The sequence below is a fragment of the Polaromonas sp. genome (genome assembly GCF_035638815.1).
GTDB lineage: Bacteria > Pseudomonadota > Gammaproteobacteria > Burkholderiales > Burkholderiaceae_C > Polaromonas.
Map to the genome: position 1 here is coordinate 61,903 of NZ_DASQZG010000002.1, position 18,804 is coordinate 80,706.

The following is an 18,804-nucleotide window of genomic DNA, read 5'->3' on the forward strand; positions in this document are numbered from 1 at the left end:
GTTCCCGTGGGCCAGCGCTACGCCAGGCGGGCGAGACAGGGTGATTGCCTGGGCCGGAGCTATAGTTCTCTCAGGCGTACGGCGTGCCGCGTTGCCAGCATCAACCTGGCTATTTCCAATCACCCACTAGCAGACTTACTGTGATCAACATCTTTCTGGCCAATCTGGCCGTTGTCATGCTGGCCGTAGTTATTCACTACGAGTTTCTGTTTCGGCTCACGCTGTTGCTGCCCAAGGTGAAGGTGAGGCACCGCTTCCTGGTGCTGTTGGGCGTGGCCGGGGCGCTGGTCGCGCATACGGTCGAGGTCTGGCTTTTTGCCGGTGTTTATTACCTGATGCACCATGCCGAAGGCTGGGGCCACCTGACGGGCAACTTCAGTGGCAGCTTGATGGACTGCGTCTATTTTTCCTTTACAACTTTCACCACGCTGGGCTTTGGTGACATCCAGCCCGTTGGCGATCTTCGCTTCCTGACGGGTCTCGAGTCATTGACGGGCCTGGTGTTGATTACCTGGTCAGCGTCCTTTCTATTTGTTGAGATGCAGAAGTTCTGGAACGAGAAATAGTTCCCTGGCACACCCTTGTCAGCGCGCCCTCGGGGGCCGATTCCTGCGCAGGTGAGCTGGCTACAATACTGGTTATTCATACAGCAACCCACGACCGCATTTGCACATGAACAAGCCTCACGACCCGGATAAACCGTATGTCGTGGCGGTACGTGCGCTGTGTGACTTCACTGCCAAGCGCGGGGACCTGGATCTCCGCTTCACCCCATCACCCTCAGCCCTTGAAGGTATGGCGGGGCACCGAACGGTGGCCATGCGGCGGCCGGCCCATTACCAGACCGAAGTCAGCCTGAGCGGCGATTACCAGAACCTGCGGGTACGCGGCAGGGCCGATGGCTACGACGCCAAGCTCGGCCAGCTTGAAGAAATCAAAACCTACCGCGGCAACCTTGACACCATGCGTGAGAACCACCGGCATCTGCACTGGGCGCAGTTGAAGGTGTACGGCCATCTGCTGTGCCAGCGGGAGGCCCTGGCCCAAGTCAAACTCGCGCTGGTGTATTTCAACGTGGCCACGCAGGATGAAACCCTGATCGTCGAGTCCCACTCCGCGACAGAGCTGCAGGCATTTTTTGAGGACCAGTGCCAACGCTTCATTGTCTGGGCGCAGCAAGAGCTGGTACACCGTGCCGCGCGGGATGCGGCTTTGGCCTCGCTGGCGTTTCCGCATGCCACCTTCAGACCCGGCCAGCGCGAGTTAGCCGAGGCGGTCTACAAATCGGCCAGCAGCGGCCGCTGTTTAATGGCTCAGGCACCCACCGGCATTGGCAAAACGGTCGGCACCCTGTTTCCCCTGCTCAAGGCTTGCCCCACACAGCAGCTCGACAAGGTGTTTTATCTGGCAGCCAAGACACCGGGCAGGCAGCTCGCGCTGGATGCGTTGGCCCTGATCAAAACCACGGCACCCCAGCTGCCGCTGCGCGTGCTTGAATTGGTAGCGCGCGACAAGGCGTGCGAGCATCCCGGCAGGGCCTGCCACGGCGACTCCTGTCCGCTGGCGCAGGGCTTTTATGACCGCTTGCCGGCGGCCCGACTTGCAGCGGTGGGTCAGGCGATTGAGGGCCCTCTGGACAAAGCTGCACTGCGCGAGGTCGCATTGGCACACGAGGTCTGCCCCTACTACCTGAGCCAGGACCTGCTGCACTGGAGCGATGTGGTGGTGGGCGACTACAACTATTACTTTGACGTCAACGCCATGCTTTACGCCCAGGCGCAGGACAGCCAGTGGCGGGTGAGTGTGCTGGTAGACGAGGCGCACAACCTGGTGGAACGGGCGCGCAAGATGTACTCGGCGGAGCTGGACCCGGCGCATCTGTCTCTTGCGAGGCAGGCCGCGCCACCCGCCATCAAAACAGTGTTGGGGCGTCTGGGCCGGGCCTGGCTCGAACTGCACCAGAACCAGCTGGAGGACTACAAAGTCCATGATGAGGTCCCGCAAGCTTTTTGCGGCGCGCTGCAACAAACGGCCAGTGCCATCCTTGATCATTTGGCCGACCACCCCTCCGGAATCGACGCCCGTCTGCAAAACTTCTTTTTCGAGGTGCTGCATTTCTCCCGTATGGCAGAGCTGCTGGGCACACACTCGCTGTTTGACATCACGCTGGGCGAAAGTGGAGCAGTGCTGTGCCTGCGCAACGTTGTCCCCGCGCCATTTCTGGCCCCGCGATTTGCGGCTGCGCATTCCACCGTGCTCTTTTCCGCCACCATGAGCCCGACGAATTTTTACAGCGACATGCTGGGCCTGCCGGATGACACAGCTTGTATCGATGTGGCCTCGCCGTTTCACGCCGGACAACTGTCGGTACAGGTGGTGCGTGATGTCTCCACGCGCTACCGTCACCGTGAAAACTCTCTCTTGCCCATGGTGGACTTGATGGCGCGGCAATACGCCCAGACGCCGGGCAACTACCTGAGTTTTGTCAGCAGCTTTGACTACCTGCAACAACTGGTGGATTTGTTTAAAACCAGGCACCCCGGCATTGCGGTGTGGGAGCAGTTGCGCGGCATGGAAGAGTCCGCCAAAAAAGCTTTTCTCGGCCGTTTCACCACGGACTCGTGCGGCATTGGTTTTGCGGTACTTGGTGGCGCATTTTCCGAAGGTATTGATTTGCCAGGCAAGCGATTGATTGGTGCTTTTATTGCCACGCTGGGCTTGCCGCAGATCAACCCGGTCAACGAGCAGATCAAGCTGCGCATGGAGAGCAGTTTTGGCAAAGGGTATGACTACACCTATCTTTATCCCGGTCTGCAAAAAGTGGTGCAGGCGGCGGGCCGTGTGATCCGGACCGAGCTTGATCAAGGTGTGGTGTATCTGGTGGACGACCGTTACGCCCAGGCGCAGGTGCAGGAGCTGTTTCCCCGCTGGTGGAAAGTAGAGCACCAGCGCGCACGGGGCAACGCCCAACATGCGCATGAAGCGCCGCAGAAAGGCCTGATGACTGACTTATTAAACTGAGCGTCCAAGGAGGCCACCATGCCAGCTGTATTCCGTCTCACTCTTGCTGCCCTGTTGCTGGCGACAAGCCTGCATAGCCACGGCTTTGACCTGCAGGCCCACCGCGGCGCCCGCGGACTGACACCCGAGAACACCTTGCCGTCGTTTGCTCAGGCCCTGGGCATTGGTGTCACCACGCTTGAGCTGGACATCGCAATCACGAAAGATGGTGTGCTTGTGATCACCCATGACCGGGCGTTGAACCCCGACATCACGCGTGGCGCTGATGGGCGTTTCATCGACGCACCGGGGCCTCTGGTGTCCAGCCTGAGTTTTGCCGAGCTGGGCGCCTACGACGTAGGTCGCATCAAGCCCGGGACCGCTTACGCCCGGCAGTTTTCTGATCAGAAAGCGCTGGACGGCACGCGCATACCGCGTCTGGCCGATTTGTTTGCGCTGGTGAAAAAGTCCGGTAATGACAAAGTGCGTTTTGCCATTGAGACCAAGCTGTCGCCGCTGGCTCCGCAGGACACGCTTGCGCCCGAGGCTTTTGCCCGCGCGGTGATCGCCGCAATCCGCGAGGCCGGCATGGTGTCACGCACTTCGGTGCTGTCTTTTGACTGGCGCACCCTGCAGGTGATCCAGCGCGACGCGCCCGAGATTCCGACCGTGTACCTGAGCATTCAGCGCGGCGCCGGCGAGAACATTGGGGCGGACAAAACCGAGCCTTCGCCCTGGACTGCGGGCATTCGCTACGTCGATCACGGATCAGTGCCCAGGATGATCAAGGCCGCAGGCGGCCACACCTGGTCGGCCTTCCACATGGACCTGACTTCCGAAAAGGTCAAAGAGGCCAAAACCTTGGGTCTGCAGGTTTTGGCCTGGACCGTCAATGAGCCTGCCCGCATGGCTGCCGTGCTGGATATGGGGGTGGACGGCATCGTCACGGACAGACCTGACCTGCTCCGTGAAGAGATGAAGCGCCGCGGCATGCCGCTGCCGAATTCGACGACCGTATCTCCCTAGCTTCGCAACAGTTGCGCCAGGTGGCGCCCCATGGACGCGGGTCGCGCAGCAGGCGAGAGTCCAGGCCGACCCTTAAGCCCGCAGGCAATCCGCAAGGTAGGGGGCGCTGCGGCTGGCGGGATGGTCTGCCACTTCTCGGGGGGTGCCCTGAGCCACTATCAGCCCGCCTTCCTTACCGGCGCCTGGGCCCATGTCGATCACCCAGTCACTTTGCGCCACAACCCGCATCTCGTGCTCCACCACTATGACCGTGTTGCCTGCCTCTACCAGGCCATTGAGTTGCAACAGCAGACGGTCTACATCGGCTGGGTGCAAACCCGTGGTCGGCTCGTCCAGTACGTACAGCGTATTGCCACGCTGGGTACGTTGTAACTCTGTGGCCAGCTTGATGCGCTGGGCCTCACCGCCCGAAAGCTCGGTGGCTGGCTGACCCAGCCGCAGATAGCCCAGCCCGATGTCGCGCAGCACCTGCAGAGGACGCAATACCTGCGCTTCGTCCTTGAAAAATTCGCAGGCTTCATCCACCGTCATGCCCAGCACTTGCGCGATGTTGCTTTCCTGCCAGGTGATCTCAAGTGTTTGGGCGTTGTAGCGTTTGCCGTGACAGTCGGGGCAGGGCGCGTAGACGCTGGGCATAAAAAGCATTTCTACTGACACGAAGCCTTCACCCTCGCAAGTGGCACAACGGCCCTTAGGCAGGTTGAATGAAAAGCGGCCTGCGTCGTAGCGCCGCTTTCGGGCAGCCGGTGTATCGGCAAACAGCTTGCGCACCGTGTCAAAAAAGCCGGTATACGTGGCCAGGTTGGAGCGAGGGGTACGGCCTATGGGCTTTTGATCCACACGCACCAGCCTGCGCACACTTTGGATTCCATCCGTGATGTGCCCTGCGGTTGCCTGGTGTGGCGCCGCCGTAAGCGGGTCACCGTCTTCTGCTTCGTCTTCGGGGCTGGTGCTGCCCAGTTGGGTCGATACCAGGTCCAGCAAGGCCTGGCTTACCAGGCTTGACTTGCCCGATCCGGACACGCCGGTCACGGCAGTGAAGCAACCCAATGGAAACGCCGCGTCCAGCCCTTGCAGATTGTTGCGCGTGATGCCTTCCAGACGTAACCACCCAGTGGCCTTGCGTATTTGCCGCTGGGGCGGGCTTGCCCGTCCGAATAGATAGCGCCCGGTTTGGGATTGGGCGATCCCAGCCAATCCATCCGGAGGTCCGCTATAAAGCACTTCGCCACCCTGTTCTCCCGCACCCGGGCCAACATCTACCAGCCAGTCCGCCCGGCGCATCATCGACAAATCATGCTCGACGACAAAGAGGGTGTTGCCAGCTGCCTTGAGCCGATCCAGCGCAGCCACCAGTGCTTCGCTGTCGGCTGGATGCAGTCCGGCGGAGGGCTCGTCCAGCACATAGATCACCCCGAACAAATGCGAGCCCAGCTGTGTTGCCAGCCGCAGGCGTTGCAACTCGCCCGGCGAAAGTGTCGGCGTGCTGCGCTCCAGCGAGAGGTAGCCCAGTCCCAGCTCTGTCAGTGTGGCCAGGCGGCCCAGCAGGTCATGCGAAATCCGGCGTGCCGCCTCACGTTTTTCTTCTGAGAGATTTGGCGTGCGCCTGACATCGGGCGCAGCCGCATGCGAGGCACCCCCCTGAGCCATCCGGTCCTGCACAGCCTTGCGCGCTGCGGTGCGGGGCAGGGTGCTGCCCACGTCATCAGGGGAACTGCTCAAACGCCCCTCGGCGGCGGGACGCAACACGGCGGCAAGCTGGGTAAGGGACAGTTGCGAAAGTTCGCCAATGTCATGCCCGGCAAAGGTCACGGAAAGCGCCTCCCGCTTGAGGCGTTTCCCATCGCATTGCGGGCACGCGCTGCCCGTCATGAACTGCGCCACGCGCTTTTTCATCAAGGAACTTTGCGTGGTGGCAAAGCTGTGCAGCACGTGGCTGCGTGCACTGGAAAAGGTGCCCTGGTAACTGGGCTCCATCTTGCTGCGCAGCGCTGCCCGGGTTTCTTTGGGTGTGAAACCCGCGTACACGGGCACGGTCGGTTTCTCGTCGGTGAAGAGAATCCAGTCACGCGTTTTCTTTGGCAATTCGCGCCATGGGATGTCCACATCGTGGCCGAGCGTCACCAGAATGTCGCGCAGGTTCTGGCCTTGCCATGCTACGGGCCATGCCGCCACAGCGCGCTCACGAATACTCAGGGAATCGTCGGGCACCATCAATTTTTCCGTCACTTCGTACACCCGGCCTAACCCATGGCAGCGGGGACACGCACCCTGTGGGGTGTTGGGTGAAAAATCTTCTGCATACAACATGGGCTGTTTGGGCGGATAGCTGCCTGCACGCGAGTACAACATCCGAAGCAGGCTGGAGATGGTAGTGACGCTGCCCACAGAAGAGCGGGCGCTGGGCGTGCCGCGCTGCTGTTGCAGCGCCACGGCAGGTGGCAGCCCTTCGATGGAGTCCACATCCGGGACACCCGCCTGGTCGATCAGCCGCCGCGCGTAGGGCGAGACTGACTCCAGATAGCGGCGCTGCGCCTCCGCATACAAAGTCCCAAAGGCCAGGGAGGACTTGCCCGAACCCGAAATTCCGGTAAAAACCACCAGCGCGTCGCGTGGAATGTCCACATCCACATCTTTCAGGTTGTGTTCACGCGCACCCCGTACACGGACAAAGCCCTGGCCGGAAGCTCGTGGGGGAATCGTGCGGGGGGACAGCTGTTTTTTAACCATGGAGAGACCGTAGGTCCGTCACCTGGTGCGCCGGGTCAGATAGAGCCTAATTGCCGGTAGGAGGGCGGCCCCCGTACCCTTCATGGAGCGAGGCCTTTCCCGGCCTTTGCGCTGGCAACAAACCAGGTTCACAAAACAGTTACAAGGAAAGGGCAAGCTAGGCCTGCCCACCCTGCGCAACAGGCGAGGATTGCGCCTACGCCGGGTTGCGCGGCCTGCCGGTGGCGGTCCATAGCTGTTGATGTACCGTGTGACAAAGCCGAGCGCCTGCTGGCGGCGACCCAATAAGAAGGAACCTGATGAATCCGCATTCACCCGAGCAGCCTGCAAAAACTGGCGACAGCCTGGTCCACGCGACCCCGCGCCGCCGGATTAGCCGCCGGGCCTCGCTCATTGGCCTGACCGTTGCCGTGCTGGTGGTTATTGGTGTTGGGTGGCTGGCCTGGTCGCTGACTCACAGAGAAACAGCAGGCGCGGCGGGTCCAGGCGCAGGGCCGGGCGGTGGTCGAAGCCAGTCCACAACAGTCGGCGTGGCCAAGGCCGAGCAGACAAACATTCCGGTTTTTCTCGAAGCGCTGGGCACCGTGGTGCCGCAAGCCACGGTGCGCGTGCGTCCGCAGGTCTCTGGCGTGCTGCAACAGGTACTGTTTAAAGAGGGGCAAATGGTCAGCAAGGGCCAGTTGCTGGCCACCATAGACCCGCGCCAGTTTGAAATGGCGACCCAGCAGGCTCTGGGCCAGCGCATGCGTGATGAAGCCCAGCTTGAAGCGGCGCGTGTCACCCTGCAGCGCTTTCGCACCCTGCTCGAGCAGGACTCCATTGCCCGGCAGGAGGTTGACACACAGGCCGCGCTGGTCAAGCAGCTTGAAGCGGCTGTGGTGATTTCCAAGGCCAACGAAGGTACCGCGCGGCTGAACCTCAGCTACACCCGCATTGTTGCGCCCATTGCGGGCCGCGTCGGCCTGCGGGTGGTGGATGTTGGCAATGTCGTCAACAGCGGCGACGCCAATGGCGTGGCCTTGTTGACCCAGGTCTCTCCGATAGATGTGGAGTTTGCGGTTCCTCAGGATCAGGCACCCGCGCTGCAGCGCAATGGCTCCAACGCCATGGAGGTCAAGGCCTTGGACCGCACCCGCAGCACGGTGCTGGACACTGGCGTGTTTGCCTCGCTGGACAACCAGGTCGACACGCAAACTGGCACGGTGCGTGCCAAAGCGCGGTTCAACAATGCGCAGCAAGCCATGTTTCCCAGCCAGTTTGTCAATGTGCAGCTTCAACTGCGCACCATTGAAAACGCCGTCGTGGTGCCCGTCGCGGCCTTGCGTACCGGCGCCAGTGGTGACCATGTGTTCATCTTCAATAACGACCGGACCGTGACCCTGCGCCCTGTAACCCGCGGCCAGGCCACGGTAGACAAGGTGCAAATCACTACCGGCCTGCAGGCCGGCGAGCGTGTGATTACCGAAGGCGCAGACCGTCTGAAGGATGGCTCGCGCGTCAACCTGCCCGGAGATGCGCCGCGCGCCGGCGGGCGCCGCCAGGGGGCGTCTGCTCCCGCAGGGGCTGCTTCCGGCCAGCGTGGAGGTGGGCAGGGCGGGCAGGGTGGCGAAGGCCGTCGCCAGCGGGCTGCGGCCAGTGCGCCAGCTTCCTGACCGTTCAGGCATGAGCGCCTCGCCAGACCTGCCCACACCATGAGCCCGTCCCGTCCCTTTATCCTGCGCCCGGTCGCAACCTCGCTGTTGATGCTGGCCATCGTGCTGGCTGGCCTGGTGGGTCTGCGCATGTTGCCGCTGTCAGCCTTGCCGCAGGTCGATTACCCCACCATCCAGGTGCAGACGCTGTACCCCGGCGCCAGCCCGGAGGTGATGGCGCAAACCGTGACGGCGCCGCTGGAACGTCAGTTCGGACAGATGCCTGGCTTGTCCCGCATGAGCTCGACCAGCGCGTCTGGCGTGTCCAGCGTCACGCTGCAGTTTGGCTTGGGTCTGGCGCTGGATGTGGCCGAGCAGCAGGTGCAGGCTGCCATCAACGCTGGCGGTTCTCTGCTGCCCGCTGATTTGCCTGCGCCCCCGGTTTACGCCAAGGTCAACCCTGCTGATGCGCCTGTGCTGACCCTGGCCATCACCTCCGACACGTTGCCGCTGACAGAGGTGCAAAACATCGTCAACACCCGACTGGCGCTCAAGATCAGCCAGGTCAGCGGCGTGGGTCTGGTGGCGCTATCGGGCGGCCAGCGTCCGGCCATGCGCATTCAGGTGGATACACGCGCACTGGCCTCTTACGGTCTGACGCTGGACGGTGTGCGCACCGCCATCACTGCTGCCAATGCCAACGGGGCCAAGGGCAGCATCGACGGTCCTACGCGTGCCTACACCATCAATTCCAACGATCAGTTGCTGGCGCTGGCCGATTACAACAAGCTTGTTGTGGCCTTTCGCAATGGCGCGCCGGTTCGTCTCAGCGATGTGGCCCAGGTTGTGGAGAGTGCAGAAAACGTCAAGCTCGGCGCATGGTCGGTGGTCTCGGGCCAACTCAAGCCGGCCATCATTCTCAATGTGCAGCGCCAGCCCGGCGCCAACGTGATTGCCACGGTGGACGCCATCAAGGCGCGACTGCCAGAGCTGACTGCCAGCCTGCCCAGTGCGCTCAAGGTTGACGTGCTGTCTGACCGCACCACAGGTATCAGGGCATCTGTGCACCATGTGCAGCTTGAGCTTTTGCTGGCCGTGATTCTGGTAGTGCTGGTGATTTTTGCCTTTTTGCACAGCCTGCGCGCCACCGTGATCGCCAGTCTGGCGGTGCCGATTTCTCTCATAGGTACGTGCGGCGCGATGTACCTGCTGGGCTACAGCCTGAACAACCTCTCGCTCATGGCCTTGACGATTGCCACCGGCTTTGTGGTCGATGACGCCATCGTCATGATCGAAAACATCTCGCGCCACATCGAGGACGGCGAGCCGCCCATGCAGGCCGCCATGAAGGGCGCCACCGAGATTGGTTTCACCATCATTTCGCTGACCGTCTCGCTGATTGCGGTGCTGATACCGCTGCTCTTCATGGGCGATGTGGTCGGTCGGCTGTTCCGCGAGTTCGCGGTCACCCTGGCCATCACCATTCTGATTTCTGGCGTGGTGTCACTGACGCTGGTGCCCATGATGTCGGCGCGCTGGCTCAAGGCCAACCCCGAGAGCCATGCCAACCAGCGCGGCTGGAGCGGAAAAGTGCAGCGCTTTTTTGATAGGGTGGTGGAGCGTTACGACGTCGCTCTCGGGTGGGTTTTGCTGCGCCAGCGCCTGACCTTGCTGGTGGCGCTGGGCACCCTGGTGCTGACGGTGCTGTTGTATGTGCTGATTCCGAAGGGGCTGTTCCCCACGCAGGACACCGGCCAGTTGCAGGCGCGGGTAGAGGCTTCGCAATCGGTTTCATACCCTCGCATGGCGCAGCTGCAGCAGGAAGTGGCGCGTCTGCTGATGGAAGACCCGGATGTGGCTACCCTGAGCAGCTTTGTCGGTGTGGACGCGGCCAACAACACCATGCTGCACACCGGCCGCATGCTGATCAACCTGAAAGGCTCGCGTGGCAGCCAGGAAGAAATCATGCAGCGGCTCAAGCGTACGGCCCAGGGCGTGGCGGGCATCACCTTCTACGTGCAGCCGGTGCAGGACCTGACCATCGACGCCGAATCCGGCCCCACGCAATATCGCTTTTCGCTGGAGTCCGCCGACAACGCCACCGTGGTCGAGTGGGCCACCCGCCTGACGCAAAAACTGCAGGAAGCCAAGCATGTGCGCAATGTGGTTTCTGACGCGTCCATTCTGGGTGCGGCGGTGTATGTGGACATTGATCGGGACACTGCAGCGCGTCTGAATATCACCGCCGCCAGCATTGACGAGGCGCTGTACAGCGCATTTGGTCAGCGTATTGTCTCGACCATCTTCACTGAAACCAACCAGTACCGGGTCATCCTCGAAGCGCGTCCCGACAGCCAGGCCTCGCCGGCATCACTGGGCATGGTGCAGTTGCGGACTTCTTCGGGCGAAGCCACGCCCTTGTCTGCAGTGGCCAAAATCACGGAGCGGCGTGCGCCGCTGCAAATCACCCACGTGGCGCAATACCCGGCCACCACGGTTGGTTTTGACACTGCCCCCGGCGTGTCGCTGGGCAGTGCAGTGGATGCCATTCGCGACGCTGCCAAAGAAATCAAGCTGCCTGCGGGCGTGACGATGACTTTTCTGGGCGCATCGGGCGCTTACGAATCGTCGCTGTCCAACCAGCTGTGGCTCATTCTGGCGGCCATCATCTGCGTGTACATCGTGCTTGGTGTGCTTTATGAAAGCTACGTCCACCCGCTGACGATTCTCTCAACGCTGCCCTCGGCAGGCGTGGGCGCGCTGGTCATGCTCATCATCACCGGCAATGATCTCGGGGTGATAGGCATCATCGGCATCATTCTTTTGATTGGCATCGTCAAGAAAAACGCGATCATGATGATCGACTTTGCGATTGACGCGGAACGTACGCAAGGCAAGTCGCCCGCGGACGCGATCCGCCAGGCTGCGCTGATGCGCTTCCGGCCGATTCTGATGACGACCCTGGCCGCGCTGTTTGCGGCAGTGCCGCTCATGCTGGGCTGGGGCGAGGGCGCAGAGTTGCGCCGTCCACTGGGCCTCGCGATTTTTGGCGGTTTGATTTTGAGTCAGCTCCTCACGCTGTTCACCACACCGGTGATTTACCTGGGATTTGATCGTTTGGGGAGGCGGTGGTCGTCTCGGCGTGATGCGCGTGCGTCGTCGGAGGTTGTAGAGCCATGATCCTCAAAGCTTGTCATTGCCGGCTTGACCGGCAATCCATGCCTCGCGAGCGAGGACGCAGGTTCATGCTGCATGGATCCCGGATCAAGTCCGGGATGACAGCTTCTGAAAGCGAGGCGCGGCCATGAACCTCTCCGAGCCCTTCGTCCGCCGCCCCATCGCCACGGTCCTGCTGACCATTGGCATTGCGCTGGCCGGCATTGGCGCTTTCTTTCTGCTACCCGTGGCTTCACTGCCGCAGGTGGACTACCCGGCCATTTCTGTCAGCGCCAGCCTGCCCGGCGCCAGCCCTGACACCATGGCCACCAGTGTGGCCACGCCCCTGGAGCGGCGTCTGGGCACGATTGCGGGCGTCAATGAAATGACGTCCAGCAGCAGCAACGGCTCCACCCGGATCAGCCTGCAGTTCGACCTCAACCGCAACATCGATGCGGCGGCCCGCGAGGTGCAGGCTGCCATCAACGCGTCCCGCGCCGACTTGCCGTCCACCCTGCGCAGCAACCCGACCTACCGCAAGGCCAACCCCTCGGCCGCCCCCGTGATCATTTTGGCGATGACCTCGCCCACTCGCTCGCCGGGGCAAATTTACGACGCCGTCTCCAACGTGGTGCAGCAAAAACTCGCGCAGGTCTCTGGTGTGGGAGACGTAGAGCTGGGTGGTGGTTCGCTGCCCGCGGTCCGGGTTGAATTGCTGCCCTTTGCGCTCAACAAATACGGCATCAGCACCGAGGACGTGCGCGCCTCACTGCAGGCAGGCAGTGCCAACCGGCCCAAGGGCGACATTGAAGGCTCGGGCCGGCGCTTTCAGATTTACACCGGTACCGGCCAGCGTGGCGCGGCCAAGGTTTCTGCCGCTGACTACAAAGGCCTGGTGGTGGCCTGGCGCGACGGGGCGGCGGTCCGCCTGTCTGACGTGGCCGACGTGGTGGACAGCGTTGAAAACGTCAACACGCTGGGCCTGTTCAATGGCGACCCGGCCGTGGTGGTGCTGGTTACCTTGCAGCCGGGGGCCAATGTCATCAAGACGGTAGACGGCGTGCGCGCCTTGCTGCCCGAGCTTCAGTCCCAGTTGCCCAAAGACATCAAGCTCTCGGTGGCCTCGGACCGCACCAACTCCATACGCTCGGCGCTGCACGAGGTTGAAATCACGCTGCTGATAGCGGTGGCACTTGTGGTGCTGGTGGTCAGCGCGTTTTTGCGCAGTGTCCGCGCCACAATTATCCCGGCGGTGGCGACGGTGGTCTCGCTGCTGGGTACGTTTGGGGTGATGTACCTGCTGGATTTTTCGCTCAACAACCTGAGCCTGATGGCGCTGACCGTGGCCACCGGTTTTGTGGTGGACGACGCCATCGTCGTGCTCGAGAACACGGCGCGGCATATCGAAGCGGGCATGGACCGCTTCAAGGCCGCTCTGCTGGGCGCGCGCGAGGTAGGCTTTACCGTTCTGTCCATCAGCCTGTCGCTGGTCGCGGTGTTTATTCCGCTGCTCTTCATGGGTGGGCAGGTCGGCCGCTTGTTCCGCGAGTTTGCGGTGACGCTGTCGGCTGCGGTGATGATCTCACTGCTCATTTCACTGACCACCACACCCATGATGTGCGCATGGCTGCTGCGGCCCGACGCACCGGGCAAGAAGCCGGGGCGCGTGGCCCGCTGGTTTGAGCGCGGCTTTGACCGCCTGCACCGCGGTTACGCCCACAGCCTGGATTGGGCCCTGCATGCCCGCTGGGTGGTCATGGCGATTCTGGGTCTGGTCGTGGTGCTCAATGTCTATTTGTTTGTCATGATTCCCAAAGGATTTTTCCCCACGCAGGACACCGGACAAATTCAGGGCGGGTTGCGTGCCGACCAAAGCATTTCCTTTCAGGCTATGCAGGAAAAGCTCAAGGCGCTGGTGGACATCATTCGCGCTGACCCGGCAGTGGATACGGTGGTTGGTTTTACCGGTGGTGGCCGCGCAGGTGGCGGTTTTCTATTTGTTAATCTCAAGCCTGCATCAGAGCGCACCGAAAAAGGACAGGCTGTGATTGCCCGCCTGCGGCCGCAACTGGCGACGGTGACCGGCATCAGCCTCTTCCTTAACCCGGTGCAAGACTTGCGCATGGGTGGGCGCTCCAGCAACTCCACCTACCAGTACACCCTGAAAAGCGACAAGGTGGCCGACCTGCGGCTATGGGCCACGCGCCTGGCAGAAGCCATGAAGCAGCAAGAGGCCCTGGTCGACGTGGATACCGACCAGCAGGAAAACGGCGTCGAGTCTTATGTGGAAGTGGACAAGGACAGCGCGGCACGTCTGGGCATCACTTCGCGCGATGTGGACAACGCGCTCTACAACGGCTTTGGTCAGAGGCAGGTGGCCACGATTTATGACGAGCTCAACCAGTACCGGGTGATCATGGGCGTGGCGCCGCGCTACATACGCAGCCCGGAGTCGCTCAAGGACATCTATGTGCCAGCCCGGCCTCCGGCGGATGCAAGCGCAGCCGCCACTTCTACATCGGCTGCAGGCGCTGCAACAGCGGCAGCAACCACAAGCGTCATCAACCCGGCGCTGCGCGACCAATCGACGGGTCAGGCTCTCAGTGGTGGCGCGCGCACCATGGTGCCGCTGTCGGCCATTGCCAAGTTTTCAGAGCGACCCACCGCCAGCTCTGTGGCGCACCAGGACGCGGAGCTGGCCACCACCATCTCTTACAACCTGGCCGAGGGCAACACCCTGGCCGACGGGCAGGAGGCGGTGCGCCGGGCCGAGGCCTCCATCAGCATGCCTATCAATGTGCGCGGGAGCTTTCAGGGCACGGCGCGCGCTGCACAGGCTTCGCAGCAAGAGCAGCCGCTGCTGATCTTTGCCGCTATCGTCGTTATCTATATCGTGCTTGGCGTGCTGTATGAAAGCCTGGTGCATCCCATCACCGTGCTGTCCACCTTGCCATCTGCCGGGGTGGGCGCGGTGCTGGCGCTACTGATCTTCAGGCTGGACTTTTCCATCATGGCGCTGATCGGGCTTTTCCTGCTCATAGGCATCGTCAAGAAAAACGCCATTCTCATCATTGACTTTGCGCTCGACGCTGAACGATCGCGCGGGCTCTCACCGCTGGACGCGGTGCGCGAGGCTTGTCTGCTGCGTTTTCGCCCCATCCTCATGACAACTCTTGCCGCGATGCTGGGCGCGCTTCCGCTGGTTATTGGTTTTGGCGAGGGCGCAGAGCTGCGCCGCCCATTGGGCATTGCCATCGTCGGCGGGCTGATCGCCAGCCAGGTGCTGACGCTGCTCACCACGCCAGTGGTCTACCTGCTGCTGGACAAGCTGCGCCGCCGCAGCCCGCAAGAGCGAGAGCTGGCCCGCCATGACACCAATCCCAACATTCAAGCTGCCTGAGGTCACCATGCGACTATCACTCACTCTGCCCCCCAGGCTCACCGCACTGGCGCTGGCCCTTCTGCTGGCCGGCTGTGCCGTTGGCCCGCGTTACGAGCAGGCTCCCACGGTGGACACACCTGCTGCTTTCAAGCAAGGGCAGGGCGAGTGGGTGCGCGCCGCGCCCGCCGACACGCTGGAGCGCGGCCCGTGGTGGCAGCTGTTCAACGACCCGCTGCTTAATGACCTGGCTTCTCGGGTGGAAGTCAACAACCAGAACATTGCCATCGCGGTGGCAAGTTATGCGCAGGCAAGGTCGCTGGTGGCAGAGCAGCGGGCCTCGCTGTTTCCCACGGTCACGCTGGACGGCGGCGCCAACCGCACAGGCGGGCGCGGAACAACCGCCGAGCGCAACAGTTACAAAGTCAACATTGGCGCAAGCTGGGAACCTGATGTCTGGGGCCGGCTGCGCCGCACGGTAGACAGTGCCCGCGCCGGTGAGCAGGCCAGCCTGGCCGACCTTGCATCGGCCCGCCTGTCAGCCCAGGGTGAGCTGGCCATCAACTACTTTGGCATTCGTCTGCAGGACGCCCAGCGCGCGCTGCTGGCGCAAACGATCACCGGCTACCAGCGCACGCTGCAGATCACCAACAACCGCTACACCGCAGGCGTGGTGCCGCGCACCGATGTTCTGCAGGCCGAAACGCAATTGGCCAACGCCCAGGCGGACATGCTGGGCCTGGAGCGCCAGCGCGCACAGCTTGAGCACGCCATTGCTGTCCTGGTGGGTGTGGCGCCGGCCAACTTCACGCTGCCGGTGCAACCGACCCTGCTGCTGACCGTGCCCGACGTGCCCATCGAGGTGCCCTCGGTCCTGCTGCAGCGCCGGCCCGACATTGCCGCGGCAGAGCGGCGCGTGGCGCAGGCCAATGAGCAGATCGGCATTGCCCAGTCGGCGTATTACCCCAGCGTGGGTTTGTCGGGCTCGGCAGGCTTTGGCGCGTCGCGTCTGGGCGACTTGTTCAACGCGTCCAACCTGGTGTGGGCGCTGGGGATTTCTGCCGCGCAAACACTGTTTAACGCCGGTGCGACCACGGCAAGAGTGCAGGGCACACGCGCCGCCTTCGACGAAGCCGCGGCACGTTATCGCCAGACGATGCTGGTGGCTTTTCAGGATGTTGAAGACCAGCTGGTGGCCTCACGCGTGCTGGGCCAGCAACTCGCGCTGCGCCAGCAAGCGGCCCGCGCGGCCGACCTGGTGGAGCAGCAGGTTCTCAACCGCTACCAGGCTGGGCAGATCAACTACACCGAAGTCATCAACGCTCAAGCCACCGCGCAAAATGCGCGCCGTAACCTGCTGCAACTGCAGGTGGACAGGCAGGTGGCCGCAGTGGCGCTCATCCAGTCGCTGGGGGGCGGCTGGCGCGGTTTATCAGAGACAAAATAAGCGTTGGCCCTTTCAGGACGGGCGCAGATTGCTATTGATAGAGTAGCAAAGTGGTACGTGAGGCATGAACTCTCAAAGCAAGGTCTCATACAAATCCACCCACTCCGGATTGCCCTTCTCAATCAAAGCAATTTTCCATTCCCTGTTCCATCTCTTCATCTGCTTTTCCCTGTGTATCGCAGCCTCAACCGACGGCGTGGATTCGAACCAGACAAGTTGATGAACCGCATATTGGCTGGTGAAGCCTTCGACCAGACCATTACGGTGTTCGTACACCCGGCGCATGAGGTTGTTGGTTACGCCTATGTACAGGGTTCCATTCTTTTGGCTTGCCATGATGTAAACGAAGTAGTCCATGGTTTATTTTTTCTTGTAGGTCATCCCCGGCTTGACCGGGGATCCATGCCTCGCGAGCCGGTAGTGCATGTGAGATGGATCCCCGATCTAGTCGGGGATGACACAAGCCTCTCACTCCGGCACCGGCGTCTTCGGCGTGTAGTCGCAATACGGCGCCACGGCGCACTGCCAGCACATAGGCTTGCGCGCCACGCAAACATAGCGGCCGTGCAAGATGAGCCAGTGATGCGCGTCCACCAGGTACTCAGGCGGAATGCGCTTAAGTAATTTCAGCTCTACCTCCAGCGGCGTCTTCCCCGGCGCCAGGCCCGTACGGTTTCCCATGCGAAAGATGTGCGTGTCCACCGCCATGGTCGCTTCGCCAAAGGCGGAATTGAGCACCACGTTGGCCGTCTTGCGGCCCACGCCGGGCAAGGCCTCCAGCGCTTCGCGGCTGCGTGGCACCACGCTGTTGTGCTGCTCCACCAGCATGCGGCAGGTTTCCATCAAATGCCTGGCCTTGCTGCGGTACAGGCCTATGGTCTTGATGTAGCTCTCCAACCCCTCCAGACCCAGGTCAAGAATCTTTTGCGGCGTGTTGGCCACGGGGAAAAGCCTGCGCGTAGCCTTGTTCACGCTCACGTCGGTGGCTTGGGCGCTCAGCAGCACCGCGGCCAGCAGCTCAAACACGCTGGTGTATTCCAGCTCGGTCACCGGCATCGGGTTGGCGGCCTTCAGCGTTGCAAAAAACGGGGCAATGTCGGCGGTTTTCATGGGAGCTCTGCAATAAATTTTTCAGCCTGGGCCAGCATGCCCGCGCGAATGGGCTTGAACACCCGCGCCGGATAGCCGGGCGGCAACTCCGCCGCCACCCGCTCCAGCGCGTCGGGCACCTGGAGCACCAGCGCAACCATGTGGTCAAAGGCCTCGGGCACGCCGCTTTGCTGCGCCAGCGTTTGCCAGTGCCGGGTGTGGATCTCATGCAGGTGGTAGTGCGTGTTTTTGCTACGGAGGGCCATCGCCAATTTGGCGCGGCGCGGGCTGAGCTCGTTGGCCCCGTTGCCAATGATGGGCCAGACCGACAGCACGTCATACAGCGGTGTCATGTGAAAACCGCCCCCACGCTCCAGGAAGATGGAAAAGTTTTTGGCATGCCCGTCGGTGGCAGCCATCAGCCAGAAGGCGAGCTGGGCTTTGACGAAGGTGAGACGGTCCTCGTCGGCTCGGGTACTGATTTCAAGCTGGCGGAGAATGGCACGTATGCCGGGGCCGCCTTCGGACTCGTACTTGCGTTCTCCAGACACCCCCAGTGCCTGGCAAAAATCTTCTTGCGGGAGGCGCGCCAGCCATTCGGTGCCAGATGGGGGAGACTGAAGCGCGCGGTCAAAGCGTTCAACCACCAGTACCTTGCGTTTGCCAAAAACTGCGGGCTCACAGTTGGCCACGGGCATACCGAAGGCCATTAGCAAGCGGGCGCACAGCCACTCGTTTTCTACAGAGTCGCTCATGTCCGCCCGCATATTGCCCACCAGGCCTAGCGGGAGTTTGAAAATATGCGTAGTGGGCGTAGCGCCCAGCGGGCGCCTCCACTGGCCGGCATGCCAGAGCAGGGCGGTTTTCTCCTGGGCGCCAGCGATGGAGATTCGAAAGTCATCGGCCTCCAGCATGCCAATAACGCGCCCGCCCGTGACTGCCGTGTTGATGGCGTGCTCCACACCGGCTTCGTCCAGCGGTTCGGATTCAATGCGGTCAAAGCCTTTGGGCTCTTCGCCAAGGGGCAACAACTGAACGGCACCTACGCAATCGCGGCCTATGGCGGCCAACAGGGCAAAGGTGTCGGTGCTGCCGGTGCCAAACTTGTCGCGCAAGCGCCGCCGAATGGTGTCGCTGTCTGGCAGCAGATTGTCAAAAAAATGAAGAACCACATTGCCCCGGTGTGGCACATTGTCCGGTGTCAGGGGCAGGGACAGCGACAGCGGTCGCCCCGCAGGAGACGTAGGCCAACTATCAGCGTACTGAAAGCGGTGCTCACCGTCGATGATGGACCATGTGCCCACACGCTCTCCGTTAGTCCACACACCCAGCATGCTGTCTTGCGG

11 protein-coding genes are annotated in these 18,804 nt (G+C 62.1%); 7 read left to right on the forward strand and 4 right to left on the reverse strand.

Annotated features, from left to right (window positions below):
• Positions 1-140: 140 nt before the first annotated feature.
• From VE934_RS00605 to VE934_RS00615, 3 genes are all read left to right on the forward strand, one after another.
• Positions 141-566, forward strand: coding sequence for a potassium channel family protein (locus VE934_RS00605; RefSeq protein WP_324883261.1), 426 nt, complete (start codon positions 141-143; stop codon positions 564-566).
• Between the two features lie 106 nt (positions 567-672).
• On the forward strand, positions 673-3,021 hold the full coding sequence (locus VE934_RS00610) for an ATP-dependent DNA helicase (RefSeq protein ID WP_324883263.1): 2,349 nt from the start codon (positions 673-675) through the stop codon (positions 3,019-3,021).
• An 18-nt stretch (positions 3,022-3,039) separates the two neighbouring features.
• Positions 3,040-4,026 carry a glycerophosphodiester phosphodiesterase gene (locus tag VE934_RS00615; protein WP_324883264.1) on the forward strand — a complete coding sequence of 329 codons (987 nt, stop codon included), beginning with the start codon at positions 3,040-3,042 and terminating at the stop codon, positions 4,024-4,026.
• A 72-nt stretch (positions 4,027-4,098) separates the two neighbouring features.
• Here the strand turns inward: VE934_RS00615 and uvrA are convergent, their stop codons facing one another.
• Positions 4,099-6,756 carry an excinuclease ABC subunit UvrA gene (uvrA, locus tag VE934_RS00620; RefSeq protein ID WP_324883266.1) on the reverse strand — a complete coding sequence of 886 codons (2,658 nt, stop codon included), beginning with the start codon at positions 6,754-6,756 and terminating at the stop codon, positions 4,099-4,101.
• A 299-nt stretch (positions 6,757-7,055) separates the two neighbouring features.
• Between uvrA and VE934_RS00625 the strand changes: the two genes are divergently transcribed.
• The 4 genes from VE934_RS00625 to VE934_RS00640 all read left to right on the forward strand — a co-directional run bounded on the left by VE934_RS00625 (position 7,056) and on the right by VE934_RS00640 (position 16,369).
• Complete coding sequence (locus VE934_RS00625) at positions 7,056-8,408, forward strand: efflux RND transporter periplasmic adaptor subunit (RefSeq protein WP_324883268.1); 1,353 nt, start codon at positions 7,056-7,058, stop codon at positions 8,406-8,408.
• 39 nt (positions 8,409-8,447) lie between these two features.
• Positions 8,448-11,567 (forward strand): efflux RND transporter permease subunit, encoded by a 3,120-nt coding sequence (locus VE934_RS00630; RefSeq protein WP_324883270.1) that lies wholly within the window; start codon positions 8,448-8,450, stop codon positions 11,565-11,567.
• A 124-nt stretch (positions 11,568-11,691) separates the two neighbouring features.
• Positions 11,692-14,943, forward strand: coding sequence for an efflux RND transporter permease subunit (locus tag VE934_RS00635; RefSeq protein WP_324883272.1), 3,252 nt, complete (start codon positions 11,692-11,694; stop codon positions 14,941-14,943).
• Between the two features lie 7 nt (positions 14,944-14,950).
• Positions 14,951-16,369 (forward strand): efflux transporter outer membrane subunit, encoded by a 1,419-nt coding sequence (locus VE934_RS00640; RefSeq protein WP_324883339.1) that lies wholly within the window; start codon positions 14,951-14,953, stop codon positions 16,367-16,369.
• A gap of 72 nt (positions 16,370-16,441) precedes the next feature.
• On the opposite strand, the gene VE934_RS00645 is transcribed toward VE934_RS00640, so the two are convergent.
• From VE934_RS00645 to VE934_RS00655, 3 genes are all read right to left on the reverse strand, one after another.
• Positions 16,442-16,726, reverse strand: a complete 285-nt coding sequence (locus VE934_RS00645; RefSeq protein ID WP_324883274.1) for a GIY-YIG nuclease family protein — start codon at positions 16,724-16,726, stop codon at positions 16,442-16,444.
• A 111-nt stretch (positions 16,727-16,837) separates the two neighbouring features.
• On the reverse strand, positions 16,838-17,479 hold the full coding sequence (nth, locus tag VE934_RS00650; protein WP_324883276.1) for an endonuclease III: 642 nt from the start codon (positions 17,477-17,479) through the stop codon (positions 16,838-16,840).
• Positions 17,476-18,792, reverse strand: a complete 1,317-nt coding sequence (locus tag VE934_RS00655) for a type II toxin-antitoxin system HipA family toxin (RefSeq protein WP_324883341.1) — start codon at positions 18,790-18,792, stop codon at positions 17,476-17,478. The genes nth and VE934_RS00655 overlap by 4 nt, the downstream gene beginning before the upstream one ends.
• Between the last annotated feature and the right edge of the window lie 12 nt (positions 18,793-18,804).

Coding starts and splice junctions, on each gene's coding strand:
- VE934_RS00610 (WP_324883263.1), top strand. CDS start 673: ATGAACAAGCCTCACGACCCGGATAAACCGTATGTCGTGGCGGTACGT.
- VE934_RS00615 (WP_324883264.1), top strand. CDS start 3,040: ATGCCAGCTGTATTCCGTCTCACTCTTGCTGCCCTGTTGCTGGCGACA.
- uvrA (WP_324883266.1), bottom strand. CDS start 6,756: ATGGTTAAAAAACAGCTGTCCCCCCGCACGATTCCCCCACGAGCTTCC.
- VE934_RS00625 (WP_324883268.1), top strand. CDS start 7,056: ATGAATCCGCATTCACCCGAGCAGCCTGCAAAAACTGGCGACAGCCTG.
- VE934_RS00630 (WP_324883270.1), top strand. CDS start 8,448: ATGAGCCCGTCCCGTCCCTTTATCCTGCGCCCGGTCGCAACCTCGCTG.
- VE934_RS00635 (WP_324883272.1), top strand. CDS start 11,692: ATGAACCTCTCCGAGCCCTTCGTCCGCCGCCCCATCGCCACGGTCCTG.
- VE934_RS00640 (WP_324883339.1), top strand. CDS start 14,951: ATGCGACTATCACTCACTCTGCCCCCCAGGCTCACCGCACTGGCGCTG.
- VE934_RS00645 (WP_324883274.1), bottom strand. CDS start 16,726: ATGGACTACTTCGTTTACATCATGGCAAGCCAAAAGAATGGAACCCTG.
- nth (WP_324883276.1), bottom strand. CDS start 17,479: ATGAAAACCGCCGACATTGCCCCGTTTTTTGCAACGCTGAAGGCCGCC.
- VE934_RS00655 (WP_324883341.1), bottom strand. CDS start 18,792: ATGCTGGGTGTGTGGACTAACGGAGAGCGTGTGGGCACATGGTCCATC.